The following is a 16,362-nucleotide window of genomic DNA, read 5'->3' as shown; positions in this document are numbered from 1 at the left end:
GCCCAGCGCACCTTAAAGACTAAGAGTTGTGGCGTTTTTGGTGCCACTGCCAAGCATGGGAGATAATGTTCTTAATGTCGGGATATTCTGGAGACCAACCCAAGGTTTTGATGGCTTTCTCGCTGCTGCCAACCAAAGCAGGCGGGTCTCCCGGACGCCGCTCACGTTCAACAGCCTTAATCTCTTTTCCCGTCACTTGGCGAGCCGTTTCTATCACCTCTTTCACCGAAAACCCGCCGCCGTTGCCCAAATTAAAGAAATCAGATTTGCCACCATTTAGCAAATATTCTAATCCCAAAATGTGAGCGGATGCCAAATCGTTAACGTGAATGTAATCCCGGATGCAAGTACCGTCAGGAGTATCGTAATCGGTGCCAAAAATAGCGATCGAATCTCGTTTCCCCAAAGCAGCGAACAACACCAGCGGGATCAGGTGAGTTTCTGGATTGTGATCCTCTCCTAACAACCCGTTCGGATCGGCCCCAGCCGCGTTAAAATAGCGGAAACAAACAGACTTGAAATCGTACGCAGCGTCAAAATCCGACAAAATCCGTTCTACCATTAACTTAGTAGCACCGTAGGGATTGATCGGGTTTTGTGGGTGGTCTTCTGTGAGCGGGATTTTCTGCGGTACACCGTAAGTCGCGCAAGTAGAAGAAAACACAAACTTCTTCACGTCAGCAGCGAGCATTGCTTCCAAAAGGGTAATAGTACCGATGACATTGTTGCGGTAATATTTAGCTGGGTCGGTAACAGATTCGCCCACGTAAGCGTATGCAGAAAAGTGCATTACCGCATCAATTTTGTGCGTAGCAAACAGGTTATCGAGAAGAGTGCGATCGCTCGTATCGCCAATTATAAACTCCACCTGCAAAACCTGCTCTACTATATCTCGGTGACCGTAAGCTAAATTATCCAAAATCACCACACCGTAACCGGCGTTTTTCAGCGCTAATACCGCGTGAGAGCCAATATATCCAGCTCCGCCCGTCACCAAAATAGTTGGTTTGTCTGCACTCATTTTCTTCTGCCTGTTTTTGTAGCTGGGATTGCCAAGAGCCTTGTTAACTTGAGACTGCCACATCAGACGCTTTCACACTAGGCGTAAGCCGGAGAATTCAAGCGAAATAAATAGGCTTTGCTGTGCGGGACGGGACGATCGCACTCCTAAAAAACGCTTTTTATACTCCAGATAGATGCTGACTGTGCAAGTCTTTCTGTTCAATCGATAAACTTGAGGCGACCAATTTGGATATAATCAAATATCCGATTTATTTGATGTCGATCCTCTTCTGAAATTTTATCATCTGACAGTATAGCCGAAGTCAAAACTAAGTGTTCCCGGCGAGTGATCTTACCAGACGCTACAATCCGATCGACTTTTTGAGAAATTGTTAAGTTCGATTTGTTGTGAGATGTTCGCATTTATTCTTCGATCGCTTGTATGCTAAAATAATTAAAGCCGATTGCACTTATTAACCCAAAAATGGTGCGTACCCGACCGTAAATCACTTTGCTCAACAGCATAAATAACGTATCAGAGTTTTACTTCCCAAGATAGATACGCGGACTTAATAAATCTGCAATCAGCTTTCGGATAGCGTTCAGAACTAATTTAATTATATAATATTTTTCCTAGAGAGGCACTTTTCTATGCAGGTTTATCGGCTTCCGGTACTGTCCGACAATTACATTTTCTTGCTGCACGACCCCGATAGCCACACAGCAGCCGTCGTCGATCCCGCGCGATCGCAGCCAGTATTAGAGCAACTGCAAGCACTCGGAGCCGAATTAACAGCAATTTTCAATACCCACCACCACAGCGACCACATAGGCGGCAATCAGGAACTGATCGATCGCTTTCCCCAAATTAAAGTTTACGGTGGCGCAGAAGATAGAGGCAGAATTCCCGGACAGCAAGTGTTTTTACAAGCGGGCGATCGAGTTTCTTTCGCCAACAGAACCGCCGAAGTCTTCTTCCTACCCGGCCACACAAAAGCTCACATCGCCTACTATTTCCCCCCCAGCAACCCCAGCGAAATCGGCGAATTGTTCTGTGGCGACACCTTATTTGCCGGAGGCTGCGGCAGGCTCAAAGAAGGCACTCCCGCCCAAATGTTAGCCTCTCTGGAACAACTGCGAAACTTGCCCGACAATACCAGAGTTTGGTGCGCCCACGAATACACGCTGAACAACCTGCTATTTGCCTTGAGTGTGGATGGCGACAATCCCGATTTACAGCAGCGCTTGGCGGAAGTCAAGGAAGCGCGCAGTCGATCGCAACCTACAATACCATCATCGATCGGCATCGAAAAAAGCACAAACCCATTTTTGCGCTGGGATTTTCCCCAAATCCAATCAGCCGCCAACACCCGCGACCCAGTGCAAACCTTCGCTCGATTGCGCGGCATGAAAGACCAATTTTGACCTTAAAGTTTTTGTTTCTTCAGGTAACTCTTAAACTTCAGTATTGGTTCGCTCAACCATCGGTCAAGTCTTTGGTATTTTACCTGAAAGTTCGACAGCCCCTTAAACTTATTTGGAATTTTTTCCAGTTCGTCCTTAAACGGTGTCTGAGACAACATATCAAGCCATAATTGATTGGGGGCGGAGCTTTCCCACGGTTTCGGTCTTGACATAAAGTGCATCACTTTACTTGACATATCATCAGTCTTGTGGTTGTTCCATATTTGGTCTAATTGCTTCCACCTTCCCACTAAAACTGAATTTAATGCACCTTGATCGCGATCGCCCCAAACGTGAAACCTAGCGTTTTGGAGCAACTTTTCGGACAGTTGCTCTTCATCCCAAAGCTTCATGTTGTAAACTAAAACACCACTATTGAAATAAGGGTTTCGATCTTGATAATTGTTGGGATTTCCCCAGACGTTGGCTGCGGCTGCTATCGGCAGAGTTGGAAAATCTAAGTTCCACAGCGGCTTTAAGCTGCCCAGAACGATCGTATCACTGTCGAGCCAAATCAGTCTTTCTGTTTCTTTGGTATATTTTTGCGGCTCCAATTTAACGTAAGGAAGTTTAGAACCTGATATCGAAAGAAGTTGGTCGTAATTAGATTGCAATTCTTGCCATTCAATCTGGTATTTGCAGCAATTCTGTAACTGTTCCTTTTGCTGTGAATATATCCTGGTAGATACAACGCTAATTTTGACCTGCTCCTCCCCAGATTGGCTAATATTCAGATCTACAGACTTCAGAAGTGCTGCTAACCCCAGAATATAGGTGCGATCGGCGGCTGTGAATATGTGCATAGGATTAAGTTTGTGAGATGAACGGCAAACGTGACACAAACGTTGGGACTGGAGGAAGCAGGCGACCCTGTATTGAGGTAAATGCGATCGCCCGTTTACCGTTGAGACGAACAAAATCTTGCCTAAATTTCCGGTTAGATTTACACAAAGAAACGGGGTTTCTAAGTAGGTAGGCGCCAATAAACTTTACAATGTAACAGAATGTAAGGCGGGCATAACAAGAGCGATTGCTTCATTTCACTCGCTGCGAGAGAGGGGTTATGTATTTTCAAGCTTCATCTACTTATTTATCTGTGTGCAAGTGCCATCTGTACGCGCCCGAAAACGAGCAACAGCCATTGGTAATATGCAGCAACGCGAAAAATAATGAGACGGACTAACCTGGCATTTGAAACAGCCAGAAAATTCCTCGTCACCTGTGCTGAATCCCGCCAATGGTTCAGACGTGGGACTCTACGATAAAATAAATTGTCTAGATATCGATATTACCGCACAACGATCGACATCCATCTTAGGTTTGAAGTGTCACCCTACTCAAATCAAAAGTTCCTCTGGTTATTTCCCTATTATTGATCGCGATTTGCTTTGCCCAAAGTAAAATGAGCGTTGTTAGAAACCGATGCAAAACCCACGCAATACTGAACCCCAAGCAAAAATCGACCCCTCTGTTTCAACGGATTCTAACAAAGCGTTCTACCCAGCCGCGCCTTGGCCAACTGATGTAGGGATGGTTCTGCAATTGGCAGATGGTAGCATTCAGGGGTGCAATTCTCACGCCCAGGATCTGTTGGGGATGACAGCACAACAGATGCTCTTATGCACTTCAATCAACAGTAGGTGGCAGACTCTGCGTAAAGATGGCTCGGATTTTCCCGGCGAGACACATCCGGCGATGGTGGCGCTGCAAACCGGGCAACCATGCTCAAATGTCATCATGGGCTTCGATCGACCACAGGGAGAATTGATTTGGTTAACGCTCAATTCTCAACCTTTATTTCAAGGAGATCGATCGACTCCCTATGCGGTAGTAACAACCTTCACTCCTATCGCTCAACCTCAGCCCGAACCAGTCTGTAACGCGCCCGCGCCACAACTGTCAGACACCCTCGAAAGTATTTCGGACGGGTTCTTTGCTTTGGATCGAGACTGGCGATTTACATACCTCAATTCGCAAGCGGCGCGGTGGCTGAATCGACTCCCCGAAGAGGTGATTGGCCACAGGATTTGGGAAGAGTTTCCCGAATCAGTGGGCAGTTTGTTTGAGCAGAAATATCGCCACGCCGCCACCTTCCAAGTTACAGTTAGTTTTGAATCTTTTTATCCACCGCTCAATGCTTGGTATGCGGTACGAGCCTATCCGATCCCATCGGGACTGGCCGTTTATTTTCAAGATGTCACTGAGGAGAAAGCGGCTAGGGCTGCTTATATTAAACAAGCGCAAACGGCACATCAACAACTAGCAGAAATCGAGGCGATTTATGCTAGTGCGCCGATCGGACTTTGCTTCCTCGATACTGAGTTGCGGTTTGTCCGCCTCAACGATTGGCTAGCAGAAATTAACCGAGTTCCAGTCGCCGCCCACATCGGCAAAACACTGCGCGAAATCTTGCCAGAAATGGCAGATGATTTAGAGCCGCTTTACCGACAAGTTATTGAAACTAAAGTTCCACTCAAACAGCTCGAAGTTCGGAGGACGAACTCAGCACAGCCCGGAGTAGAACAGGATTGGCTGTTGAGTCTCTATCCGCTCAGGGCCGAGGACGATCGCGTTTTGGGCGTGAATGTGACGGTGCATGAAATTACCGAACGCAAAGCTACCAAAAAAGAAATTCAACGGCTCAACCAAGAACTAGAGCGACGAGTTAATGAACTGCAATCGATACTTGATGCTGTACCCGTTGGTATTACGATCGCCGACGATCCAGAGTGTAAAGTAATTCGCGCTAATCGGTTTGCCCAGTCGATGTTGCAAGTGCAGCCCGATACCAATGTTTCTGGAACCGGAGAGCAAGCGGCAGTCCTTCCCTTTAGACGACTCCGCAACGGACAGGAAATTCCGGGAGAACAACTCCCCATGCAACTGGCCGTGGCTTCCGGCGTCGAAGTGCGAGATGTGGAAATTCAAATGGTGCGCGAGGACGGGGCGGCCTTTGATTGGTTGGTGAATGCGGTGCCGTTATTTGACGAACAAGGTGCAGTTCGCGGCTGTGTAGCGGCGTGTATGGATATTAGCGATCGCAAACAAGCTCTTGCTGCTTTGCACCGTTCCGAGGAACGCTATCGCACTTTGTTTGAGTCCCTAGACGAAGGTTTTTGCGTCATCGAAATGCTGTTTGACGAAAACGACAAGCCGATTGATTACCGCTTTTTGGAAGTCAATCCGGCTTTTGAGAAGCAAACCGGGCTCGTACAAGCTGCGGGTAAAACAGCGCGCCAGATGCTTCCGGATCTCGAAGATTATTGGTTTGAGATTTACGGCAAAGTCGCGCTGACAGGGGAACCCCTGCGCTTCGAGCAGGGATCGGAAGTCCTCAACCGCTGGTTTGAGGTTTCGGCGTTCCGCACTCCTGAGCCGCACAGCCGCAAAGTCGCCATACTTTTCCAAGAAATCACCGATCGCAAACAATCAGAGAATCGGCTGCGGCAACAGGAAGAACAACTGCGGCTGTTCGTCAAACATTCGCCTGCGGGAGTGGCGATGTTTGACCGCCAGATGCGGTATATGCTGGTGAGCGACCGCTGGCTATCAAGTTACGGGCTCGGCGATCAAAACATTGTGGGTCGATCGCACTACGACATCTTTCCCAATTTGCCCGATCGTTTCAAACAAATCCACCAGCGCTGTCTGGCGGGAGAAGTCGAAATCTGCCAAGAAGATCAGTTTCCCCGCCCTGATGGCTCGATCGACTGGGTGCGCTGGGAAATTCATCCTTGGCGAACCAACACCAATGAGATTGGCGGCATCATGATTTTTTGCGAAATCATCACCGAGCGCAAAAACGCTGAACTCGCGCTCTCTGCGGCCTCCCAGCAAGTCAGCAATATTATAGAAAGTATTACCGATGCCTTTATCGCGATCGATTCACAATGGCGCTATACCTACGTTAATGCCACAGCAGAAAAACTGCTTTCTCGCTCTAGAGCCGACTTGTTAGGTCGATCGGTCTGGGAGCTATTCCCCGCCGATAAAGAATCCAATTCGATGCTATATCAAGAATTTCATCGAGTCGTTAACGAGCAAGTTTCTGTCAAGTTTGAAGAGTTTTCGCCGTCGCTCCAGATGTATATAGAAGTGAGCGCCTATCCTGCAGCCGAAGGACTTACGGCTTATTGGAGCGATATTAGCGATCGCAAACGCACTGAAGAAGAACTGCGGCAAAAGAATGCGATTTTGAATCTGATTAACGAGTCAGCGCCCACGCCAATTTTTGTCAAAGATCGAGAAGGACAGATTATTTATGCAAATCCAGCCACGCTGGAAATAATGGGCAAACCTGCTTCTGAAGTAATTGGTGGTCGCGATATCGATTTATACCCAGTAGTAGAACTTGCAGTCACAGTCACGGAAAACGATCGGCGCATTATGGAATCTGGACAAACAGAAGTCCTCGAAGAATCTCACGATGGCATTCGGACATTTCTGGTAATGAAAGCTCCCTACCGCAATCAGGCGGGAGAAGTCATCGGCTTGATTGGCATCTCCAGCGACATCACAAATCGCAAACGAGCAGAAGTCGCCCTGCAAGAACAAACTAAGTTACTGCAAGTAATTATTGACAGCATTGGTGATGGTTTGATTTTGGCCAACCAACAAGGGGAGTTGGTGTTGTTTAACCGAGCCGCCGTAGGCATATTCGGCCCGCTATCGAATGAAAAATCCTATGAGGAATGGTCGAGCACCTACGGACTATTTTTGCATGACAAAAAAACCCTTTTCCCCAACGCTGAACTACCTCTAGCCAGAGCAATCAAAGGTGAATATGTCAATGATGTAGAGGTATTTGTGCGCCGCGAAGATTCCGAAGGTCGCTGGATCAGTATCAGCGGTTATCCGGTAGTTGATGCTAGCAGCGAAATCAAAGGCGGAGTGATTGTCTGTCGGGATATCACAGAACGCAAACAAGCAGAAGCAGCGCTGCAAGAAAGCGAAGAACGATTCCGCAATATGGCTAACAACGCTCCTTTTATGGTATGGGTAACGGACTCCACAGGCTATTGCACTTTCTTGAGCGAAAGCTGGTATGAATTCACAGGTCAAACTGAGGAAACAGGTTTGGGATTGGGTTGGGTAAATGCGCTGCATCCAGAAGACCGAGAATACGCCAAAAACGCATTTTTGACCGCCAACGAACGCCATGAACCTTACCGCGTGGAATTTCGCGTCGGACGTAAGGATGGCGGATATTCTTGGGCGATCGATGCGGCGGCTCCCAGATTTTCCGAAAGGGGACAATTTGAGGGTTATATCGGCTCTGTTATCGACATTAACGAGCGCAAACAAGTCGAAACCGAGCGCGATAGGGTTCTCGAATTAGAACAAACTGCCCGTGCGGAAGCCGAGCGAGCTAACCGCATTAAAGACGAGTTTCTGGCGGTGCTTTCTCATGAGTTGCGATCGCCCTTAAATCCGATTTTAGGCTGGTCGCAACTGCTCGTCGGCGGCAAGCTGAAGCCGGCTCAAACTGCCAAGGCTTTTGAGACGATTGAGCGCAACGCCAGACTGCAATCTCAATTAATCGAGGACTTGCTTGACGTGTCTCGGATTCTGCAAGGAAAACTCAGATTAAATGTTGCTCCGATGAATCTGGCAACCATTATTCCATCTGCTGTGGAAACCGTGCAATTAGCAGCAGAAGCTAAAAAAATTAAAATCCAAACAATCTTAAATCCTGATGTCGGGCAAGTTCTCGGCGATACAAGTCGCTTGCAACAAATTGTGTGGAATTTGTTATCAAATGCGGTGAAATTCACGCCCGAAGGCGGTCGAGTAGAAGTTCGATTAGGGCAAATCGCACGCCAAGCTCAAATTCAAGTCACGGACACGGGTAAAGGTATTCTTCCCGATTTCTTGCCTTATGTTTTTGACCATTTCCGACAAGAAGATGGCGCTACAACTCGCAAATTTGGCGGCTTGGGACTGGGATTGGCGATCGTCCGCCAACTGATCGAACTTCACGGGGGAACGGTGTTTGCAGAAAGCGCCGGAGAAGGTCAAGGAGCGACGTTTACGGTGAGATTACCGCTATTAAATGATGGTTCTAGAAGGCAGGAGGAGGAAGAACGTCATGGGGTTGCTTGTCCCGATATGCCATCCTTGCCGCTAGCTGGATTGAGAATTTTGGTGGTAGATGATGAACTCGACTCGCGAGATTTTGTCGCTTTCGTGCTTGAGGAAGCGGGTGCAGAGGTGATTTCCCTGTCATCTGCTGCTGAGGCGCTAGAGTCGATCGAACAAACTGCGCCGGATTTGCTCGTCAGCGACATTGGAATGCCCCAGATGGATGGGTATATGTTGATCCATCGCATCCGCACTCAGCTTCCGCCTGAGTATCGGCAGTTATTCGCGATCGCCTTAACGGCCTATGCTGGAGAAGGGAACCAGCGCCAAGTTTTGCAAGCCGGATTTGACAAACACTTAGCCAAGCCGATCGAGCCGACTGAGTTAGTTGCTACTGTAGCGCGATCGATCGTCGCCCAGCGCCTTGAAAATAAAGCCTGAGTGCTCGGTAAGACATTGGACTATAGTTGATTGGGCTCATTACAGCAACCCCGTTTGGCGTAATTTCAAACTGAATTTGCCCGTTAAAAATATTATCCCTGTTTCTTCCCTCGAACCTCCAATCTCGAACCTCGAATCTCAACATCCATCCGTTACATCCGTTATATCCGTTACATCCGTTAAATAATCCGTTGCCGAACTTCCTTCTTCCTTGCGATCGCCCCTCAAACTTCGCTATTATAAAAAGTTGCAGTTAAAACCCCACAACCAACGATCATGGCCAAGCGCGTCCAATTAGTTTTAAATAAAGATGTCAGCAAACTCGGTAAAGCTGGCGACGTAGTAGAAGTAGCCCCGGGCTACGCCCGCAACTACCTAGTACCCCAAGGAATGGGATTTAGAGCCACTCCGGGCATTCTGAAGCAAGCAGAGCGCCGCCGTGAAGAAGAAAGACTGCGCCAGCTAGAGCTCAAGCAGCAAGCTGAAGTCCGCAAAACCGCCCTCGAATCGGCTGGGCCTTTCATCATCTCCAAGCAAGTTGGCGAAGCTGACGCAATTTTTGGTACTGTCACCAACCAAGAAGTAGCAGAACTGATTTTCAACTCTACCAGTCAAGAAGTCGATCGGCGCGGCATCACTCTGCCCGAAATTCGCCAAACTGGTACATACAAAGCTGAAATCAAACTACACGCAGATGTTACCGCCGAAGTTGATATTCAAGTTGTTCCGATGTAATTAAGAGTTATCAGTCATCAGTCATCAGTCATTAGTTGTTAGTCATTAGTCATTAGCTAACAACTAAGCACTGCTAACTTGCGAAGTGAGTAACGCCTTCCTTACAGATTGAGAACTGACGACTAATAACTGGCAACTAATAACTAATGACTGAGAAATATTGACTAATGAGCGATTTGATGCCTACAAATATAGAGGCAGAAGAAGCAATTTTGGGCGGGATTTTAATTGACCCCGAAGCTATTTCCCGAATTGCCGAACTGCTGCGGCCGGAGTTTTTTGCCATCACCGCTCATCAAGTCATTTATCGATCGGCATTAGGGCTATTTTTACAGGGTCAACCTACCGATTTAATGACGGTAACAACTGCGCTAACCGACCGCAACCAGTTAGAGCAAGTAGGAGGACTAACTAAATTAGCACAATTAGTCGATCGCACAGTTTCCGCAGTCAACATCGACCAATATGCAGTTTTAGTTGAAGACAAATATCAGCGCCGCAAATTAATCGAAGCTGGCAATAACATAGTACAATTAGGTTACGAGACGGCAACACCACTAGAAACAGTCTTAGACCGCGCCGAACAAGAAATTTTCAGCATAACTCAAGAACGCCCGCAACAGGATTTAGTATCGATCGGCGAAACACTAAACCAAACATTTCAAGACCTAGAAAATCGCAATGAAGGCCTGACACTTCCCGGTATTCCCTGCGGTTTTTATGACTTAGATGCTATGACAGGAGGCTTTCAGCGATCGGATTTAATCATCGTTGCAGCAAGGCCGGCGATGGGCAAAACGGCCTTTTGTACCAATATCGCCCACCACATCGCCGCTGGACAGCAAAAATTGCCGGTTGCCGTTTTTAGCTTAGAAATGTCCAAAGAACAGCTAGTGCAGCGCATCCTGTCCAGTGAGGCCAAAATAGAAAGCAACCGATTGCGATCGGGTAGAATCAGTCAAAACGAATGGGAACCAATCAGTACAGCCATTGGCAATTTATCAGAACTGCCACTATTTATTGACGATACTCCCAATATTACCGTCACAGAAATACGATCGAAAGTCCGCCGCCTCCAAGCAGAACAAGGCGGAACTCTAGGATTAGTCTTGCTAGATTACCTGCAATTAATGGAAGGTACCAGCGACAACCGCGTGCAAGAACTATCTCGAATTACCCGAAGTCTTAAAGGTTTAGCCCGCGAACTCAACGTGCCGATTATTGCCTTATCTCAGTTGAGTCGGGGTGTGGAAGCGAGGACAAACAAGCGGCCCATGATGTCAGATTTGAGAGAAAGCGGCTGCTTAACAGGTGATAGTTTAGTAATGCTAGCAGATACTGGTGTGCGCGTACCAATTCGTGAATTAGTAGGAAAATCTGACTTCACAGTTTGGGCGCTCAATGAAGCCACCATGCAGTTAGAAAAAGCCGTTGTTAGCAATGCCTTTGCTACAGGTGTTAAGCCTGTACTACGACTGCAAACTCGTTTGGGACGGGCAATTAGAGCCACTGGCAATCATAAGTTCTTAACCATTCACGGCTGGCGGCGATTGGACGAGTTAAAAATAGGCGATCGCATTGCCCTACCTAGATACGTACCAAGTTCTTTCATCCAATCGATGGACAATGCCGAGATAGCCTTGCTAGCACACCTGATTGGAGACGGATGTACTCTACCTAGACACGTTATTCAATACACTACTAGAGAGGAAGATTTAGCCAATACAGTTGCAAATCTTGCAATAGAAGTCTTTGGAGAGCGAATCATACCTCGTATTTGTAAAGAACGTGATTGGTATCAAGTTTATCTTCCTGCCGCCTATCATCTCACACATAATGTGAGGAATCCTGTAACTGAATGGCTAGATGCTTTAGGTGTTTTTGGTCTGCGTTCTCACCAGAAGTTTGTCCCTAATCAAATATTTGAGCAGCCTCAAGAAGCAATAGCTTTATTTTTACGCCATCTTTGGTGTACTGATGGTTGCATAAAAACAGGTAGGGGTAAATGTCATTACCCTAGTGTTTACTATGCTTCCAGTAGTGAAAAATTGGCAAGAGATGTTCAGTCACTCTTACTCAGACTGGGTATCAATGCCCGCTTATTTTTAAGCCCCCAGCCAGGGAAAGGGCGAGATCAACATCAAGTTTGGGTTACTGGAAGACCTGATTTAGATAAGTTTATTCATTTGATTGGTGCAGTAGGTAACTACAAACAGCAAGCTCTGACAGAAATTGCAGAATACATTGAAATTCGTTCTAGCAATACTAATAGAGATGTCATACCGCGTGATGTGTGGAAAATGTATGCTGTTCCTGCTATGCAGCAATTTGGTTTAACTACACGCCAGATGCAAGCACAGCTTGGCAACTTATATTGTGGTACAACCCTTTACAAACACAACCTCGGTCGGGAACGAGCATTCAGATTAGCTACAATTGTTAAATCTGATGAACTTGCCCTCTTATCTAAGAGCGATATTTACTGGGATGAAATCGCCTCAATAGAAGTTGATGGCGAAGCTGAGGTTTACGATTTAACAGTGCCTGCACTGCATAATTTTGTCGCTAATGACATCATAGTTCACAACTCGATCGAGCAAGACGCAGATTTAGTAATTATGCTCTACCGCGATGAATACTATAACCCTGATTCGCCCGATCGCGGAATTGCAGAAGTAATTATTACCAAACACAGAAACGGCCCCACAGGAATCATCAAACTATTATTTGACGCCCAATATACCTGCTTTCGCAATCTGGCATCTCCGAAGCGATCGTAAATCAACTAGGAGATACACAGAAACCCGGTTTCTTAATAAAAAAACCGGGTTTCTAAACACCGTAAAAGTTTTACGTTGAATTAGGTTTTGAGCTACCTAGCCAGCGATTTTTAACAATTCCACATCAAAAATCAGCGTAGCATTAGGAGGAATCACCCCGCCCGCACCGCGAGCACCGTAACCGAGGTCAGGGGGAATAATCAACTTGCGGCGGTCTCCAACTTTCATCGTACCGACACCTTCATCCCAACCCTTAATTACTTGACCTACGCCAATTTTGAACTGAAAAGGAGAATTGCGATCGCGCGAACTGTCAAACTTCGTGCCATCCTCCAAAGTCCCAGTGTAGTGTACCACAACCGTCTGCCCGGTTTTTGGAGTCGCCCCATCACCCTGCTTCAATTCAACATATTTCAGACCTGAATCTGTGGTGACAGTGTTCTCAGTATTATCAGTCATGTTATTGCCAGCGATAGTAGCTGGTACCTCGGGTAAAGTAGCATCAGCTACTAGCAAGTTATTTTCATTTAAAGACTGCGCTGACAACTTCTCAATAGCAGTCTCGGGTAAAAGATTGTTCAATTCGGCTGCAACTGCTTGGGACCCAGAACCGCCCATTTGAGCGACTATCAAAAACACAAAGCAAACCAGCATTACTCCCAAGCTGACTAGAACTCCTCGCAAAATTAATCCTCCTGATACTTTTAACCGCGATATCTTAGATATCTAAGACATCTAGTACAACAAGAACTACCAAATGTTATCTGAACTTTTCCACCAAAAAACGGCAGGTTCCAGATAATTTTAAAGGCAAAAGTATGAAGTCAGAATGTTTGTAATTCTACATAAGTGGCTTCTACATAAGTGCCTTTTTTAGCCTTCTGCCTTTGGGTGACAATTTTATCACAATATAGCAGCGAACTCCTCGCGGGCCTTAGCGAAGCCCGCCCCTACGGGGGCTGCGCCAACGAAGAGGATCGACCTCAGCGCCAGTTACGGTTTTCTAAATCCCGCATCTGACGTTCCAAACGATCGAGCCTTCCCCGCAACTCATCCATTTCGGACTGTCGGGGAACTCCCATATCTTGGAGAATATTCCGCAATTGCCGCTGCAACTGCGTATCCCAATTGCCCTGCTCAGACTTGAGGTGCTCAGTCATGTCATCGACAAAGGTTTTGGCTTGCTCAGGATTGATTTTGCCATCTTTGACCCATTGCTCGCTAGCTTCCTGCAATTTCTCGGCTACGAGAGAGGTAGTACCAATGCCCAGCATTACCAGTTGTTTGAGTAAGTTGCTATTGTTATCCATAGATTTTTCCTAATGTTTGCCCTTTCATACCCGATCGGCTCAGGTCGCCTGCTGTCGCTGCGAAACCATCTGTAAACTTAAAGTTACATCAGCGCACACCTACCTTTCTATTTTGGAGCATCCAGCCGCCTGATGGCGAGCCGATCGCGCTAATCGGCGTTCGGAAAACCCCCTAATGAGCCTACCCACCACATTACCCCATCACCCTGCTGTCTATGCCTGATTGCCCCCGCTGTCACCAACCTGTAGACGCCCAAGCACTTGCCTGTGCACATTGCAAAATCCCCCTCAAAGCTTTCGGTCATCCGGGTATCCCTCTTTATCGATCAAAACCCGAAGAATTTCTGTGCACTACCTGTATTTATCACGAAGACGACACTTGCAACTACCCGCAGCGTCCCTTTGCCAAAGAATGCACGCTTTATCACGATCGAGCTGAGCCACTTGTGCCACAGACGATCCCTTACAGCAGCCGCAACGGGCTGCAATCAATCAAAAATTGGTGCCAGCGCCATCTGGTTTGGTTAGCTTTATTAGGTTTAATTATTATTAGCATTGCTCTGTCGATTTAATCGGATTGTACAAAGCGTAGAATAGACATATCTCTGTTAATCTGGGTTGCTCTATTATTCTGTAAATTATTCATGAGCTACGTATTCGGCATCGACGGCGGCGGCACTAAAACTATCTGCCTTTTAATGGATGACAACCACCTTGTTTTAGGACGGGGGGAAGCAGGGCCGTCAAATTATCAAACCCTGGGAATTGAGACAGCCAAACAATCCATTCAATTGGCGATCGAACGAGCAGTTCTGTCCGCTCAGGTCGAGGCTGTAGGCAATCTCAACATAGAAGCAATTGGTCTGGGACTAGCAGGCGTCGGGCGTCCAAAAGATCGTGAAATAGTGCAATTTGTAGTGCAGAACTTGCAGTTGACGAATACTTTACCAGTAACCCGATCTTTCCTGCCCAGGAATATAGTAATTTCCAGCGACTGCGCGATCGCACTTGCTGGCGGTACAGGCCATCCAGTGGGTATCGCCGTTATTTCAGGAACCGGTTCGATTGTTTTCGGGCAAAACCGTCACGGGAAAACTAAACGAGTTGGCGGTTGGGGATATATTTTAGGCGATGAAGGCAGCGGATATAACATCGCCCTTCAGGGTTTGCAAGCTGCTTTGAAGTTCTATGACGGACGCGAAGATTTTACCGTGCTTGCGGAAAAATTTCAAAAGCATTTAGGCCTCAATAACCTAGAAGAATTGGTAGAAGTCGTTTACGGGCGCGGTTGGGGAGTCAAAGAAATTGCAGCTTTAGCGCCGATTGTCGAGGGAGCAGCAGCAGAGGGCGATCGCGTCGCTGACAGCATTATCAATAATGCTGTGGCAGAATTAACCTATTCAACAAAAATAGCCATTTCAGCGCTATTTAACCAAACAGAAGAATTTGAAATTGTGATCGTAGGAGGCGTGTGGGGCGGGGAGGCAAATTGCCGAGGTCGGTTTGAAGCGGCCATAAGTGCGATCGCCCCAAAAGCTAAGGTAATTTCGCCCCGATACGAACCAGCTTTCGGTGCTGGATTGTTGGCTTTAAACGCTCTCAACAATTAATCTCGTGTCCCGAGGCTTCGTGCTGGGATTTCACCTTAACTAATTAGAGGCTAAGGGGGACGATGAACCGAAATCTCTCCTTTATCCTCCTTATCTTCCCACTCTTGCCGATTTTATCTATTTTTCAAAATTTTAAAATTCTGGATTATCTACCTTATCTTCCCAACTTCTAGAATTCCAGCCTGCCATAATCAAAACATCAGATGAAGGCGAAACCAGAAACAAATTTAGCAGTAGTGCGTTCCTAAGTAAACAAAAACTGAAGCAAGGAGACAATTTATATGATTACTTCTCAAAAATGGCGTTCAGCAACAGCAGCAATCCTCGCACTGGGCATTACAGTGGGAACCAGCGCGCCGCTGGTGGTAGCTACTCCCGCAGAAGCTCAACAACGAATTTCCCAATTTGATAGCATCCGAATTCCCTCGGGCAGTGTAATTCCAGTTAGCTATGAAAAAGACAAAATAGTTGTCACCCGCGAAGAAACTGCACCTTTAACTTTAACAGTAGCGCAAGACATCCGCACACCTCAAGGCAGAGTATTAATCCCCGCAGGCAGCCAGATAGTCGGGGCACTACAACCTGTCAGAAGAGGCAATCAAAGTGGTACTCAATTTGTTGCCAGAGAGTTAATTATCAGCCGCCGCCAACGCTATCGGATTGACGGAAATTCAGGAATTATTACCAGAACCGAAAGAGTCCAAAAAGGTGCTGGCACAGGTTCAGTAGCGCAAGGTGCAGCCTTAGGTGCAGCAGCAGCAGCAGCACTCGCAGGCATTACCGGCGACAAAGCGATCGCGACTGAAGAAGTATTGGGAGGCGCTGGGATCGGCGCTTTAGCTGGAGTATTGTTGGGGCGGCGCAGCGTTGACGTGCTCGTGATTCGCCCGGAACAAGATTTGGCAGTGAGATTGCGATCGGACATCGTACTCCGCTAAT

The 16,362-nt window shown here is 47.1% G+C and carries 11 protein-coding genes; 7 read left to right on the top strand and 4 right to left on the bottom strand.

Translation table 11 applies throughout. The features are described 5' to 3' along the window. Window positions 1-19 precede the first annotated feature (19 nt). A complete protein-coding gene (gene galE, locus QUA42_RS02385) occupies window positions 20-1,021 on the bottom strand; it encodes a UDP-glucose 4-epimerase GalE (protein ID WP_333134757.1) in 1,002 nt (333 codons plus the stop codon). A 632-nt stretch (window positions 1,022-1,653) separates the two neighbouring features. Here galE and gloB point away from each other — a divergent pair. Continuing rightward, on the top strand, window positions 1,654-2,427 hold the full coding sequence (gene gloB / locus QUA42_RS02380) for a hydroxyacylglutathione hydrolase (RefSeq protein WP_333134755.1): 774 nt from the start codon (window positions 1,654-1,656) through the stop codon (window positions 2,425-2,427). 2 nt (window positions 2,428-2,429) lie between these two features. Here gloB and QUA42_RS02375 read toward each other — a convergent pair whose 3' ends face one another. After that, window positions 2,430-3,269 carry a glycosyltransferase gene (locus QUA42_RS02375; RefSeq protein WP_333134753.1) on the bottom strand — a complete coding sequence of 280 codons (840 nt, stop codon included), beginning with the start codon at window positions 3,267-3,269 and terminating at the stop codon, window positions 2,430-2,432. 619 nt (window positions 3,270-3,888) lie between these two features. Here QUA42_RS02375 and QUA42_RS02370 point away from each other — a divergent pair. The 3 genes from QUA42_RS02370 (at window position 3,889) to QUA42_RS02360 (ending at window position 12,503) form a co-directional block, all read left to right on the top strand. Beyond that, on the top strand, window positions 3,889-8,988 hold the full coding sequence (locus QUA42_RS02370; protein ID WP_333134751.1) for a PAS domain-containing protein: 5,100 nt from the start codon (window positions 3,889-3,891) through the stop codon (window positions 8,986-8,988). 276 nt (window positions 8,989-9,264) lie between these two features. Continuing rightward, a complete protein-coding gene (rplI, locus tag QUA42_RS02365; RefSeq protein ID WP_333134750.1) occupies window positions 9,265-9,723 on the top strand; it encodes a 50S ribosomal protein L9 in 459 nt (152 codons plus the stop codon). Between the two features lie 167 nt (window positions 9,724-9,890). Next, on the top strand, window positions 9,891-12,503 hold the full coding sequence (locus QUA42_RS02360) for a replicative DNA helicase (protein ID WP_333134748.1): 2,613 nt from the start codon (window positions 9,891-9,893) through the stop codon (window positions 12,501-12,503). Window positions 12,504-12,599: 96 nt separating this feature from the next. Here QUA42_RS02360 and QUA42_RS02355 read toward each other — a convergent pair whose 3' ends face one another. Both QUA42_RS02355 and QUA42_RS02350 read right to left on the bottom strand, forming a co-directional pair. Further along, window positions 12,600-13,187 carry an FKBP-type peptidyl-prolyl cis-trans isomerase gene (locus QUA42_RS02355; protein WP_333134746.1) on the bottom strand — a complete coding sequence of 196 codons (588 nt, stop codon included), beginning with the start codon at window positions 13,185-13,187 and terminating at the stop codon, window positions 12,600-12,602. A gap of 299 nt (window positions 13,188-13,486) precedes the next feature. After that, entirely contained in the window at window positions 13,487-13,813 is a 327-nt protein-coding gene (locus QUA42_RS02350; protein ID WP_006634797.1) for a phasin family protein, read from the bottom strand. 215 nt (window positions 13,814-14,028) lie between these two features. Here QUA42_RS02350 and QUA42_RS02345 point away from each other — a divergent pair, with 215 nt between their 5' ends. From QUA42_RS02345 to QUA42_RS02335, 3 genes are all read left to right on the top strand, one after another. Next, window positions 14,029-14,385 (top strand): zinc ribbon domain-containing protein, encoded by a 357-nt coding sequence (locus QUA42_RS02345; RefSeq protein ID WP_333134744.1) that lies wholly within the window; start codon window positions 14,029-14,031, stop codon window positions 14,383-14,385. Between the two features lie 72 nt (window positions 14,386-14,457). Then, a complete protein-coding gene (locus QUA42_RS02340; RefSeq protein WP_333134743.1) occupies window positions 14,458-15,423 on the top strand; it encodes a BadF/BadG/BcrA/BcrD ATPase family protein in 966 nt (321 codons plus the stop codon). 281 nt (window positions 15,424-15,704) lie between these two features. Continuing rightward, the gene (locus QUA42_RS02335) at window positions 15,705-16,361 is read left to right on the top strand and encodes a hypothetical protein (protein ID WP_333036218.1); all 657 of its coding nucleotides are present in this window, start codon (window positions 15,705-15,707) and stop codon (window positions 16,359-16,361) included. Window position 16,362: the final 1 nt, after the last annotated feature.

It is taken from the genome of Microcoleus sp. Pol11C2, assembly GCF_036701505.1.
Taxonomy (GTDB): domain Bacteria; phylum Cyanobacteriota; class Cyanobacteriia; order Cyanobacteriales; family Microcoleaceae; genus Microcoleus.
The sequence above is the reverse complement of the archived record's forward strand: the minus strand, read 5'-3'. Positions and strand labels throughout refer to the sequence as shown.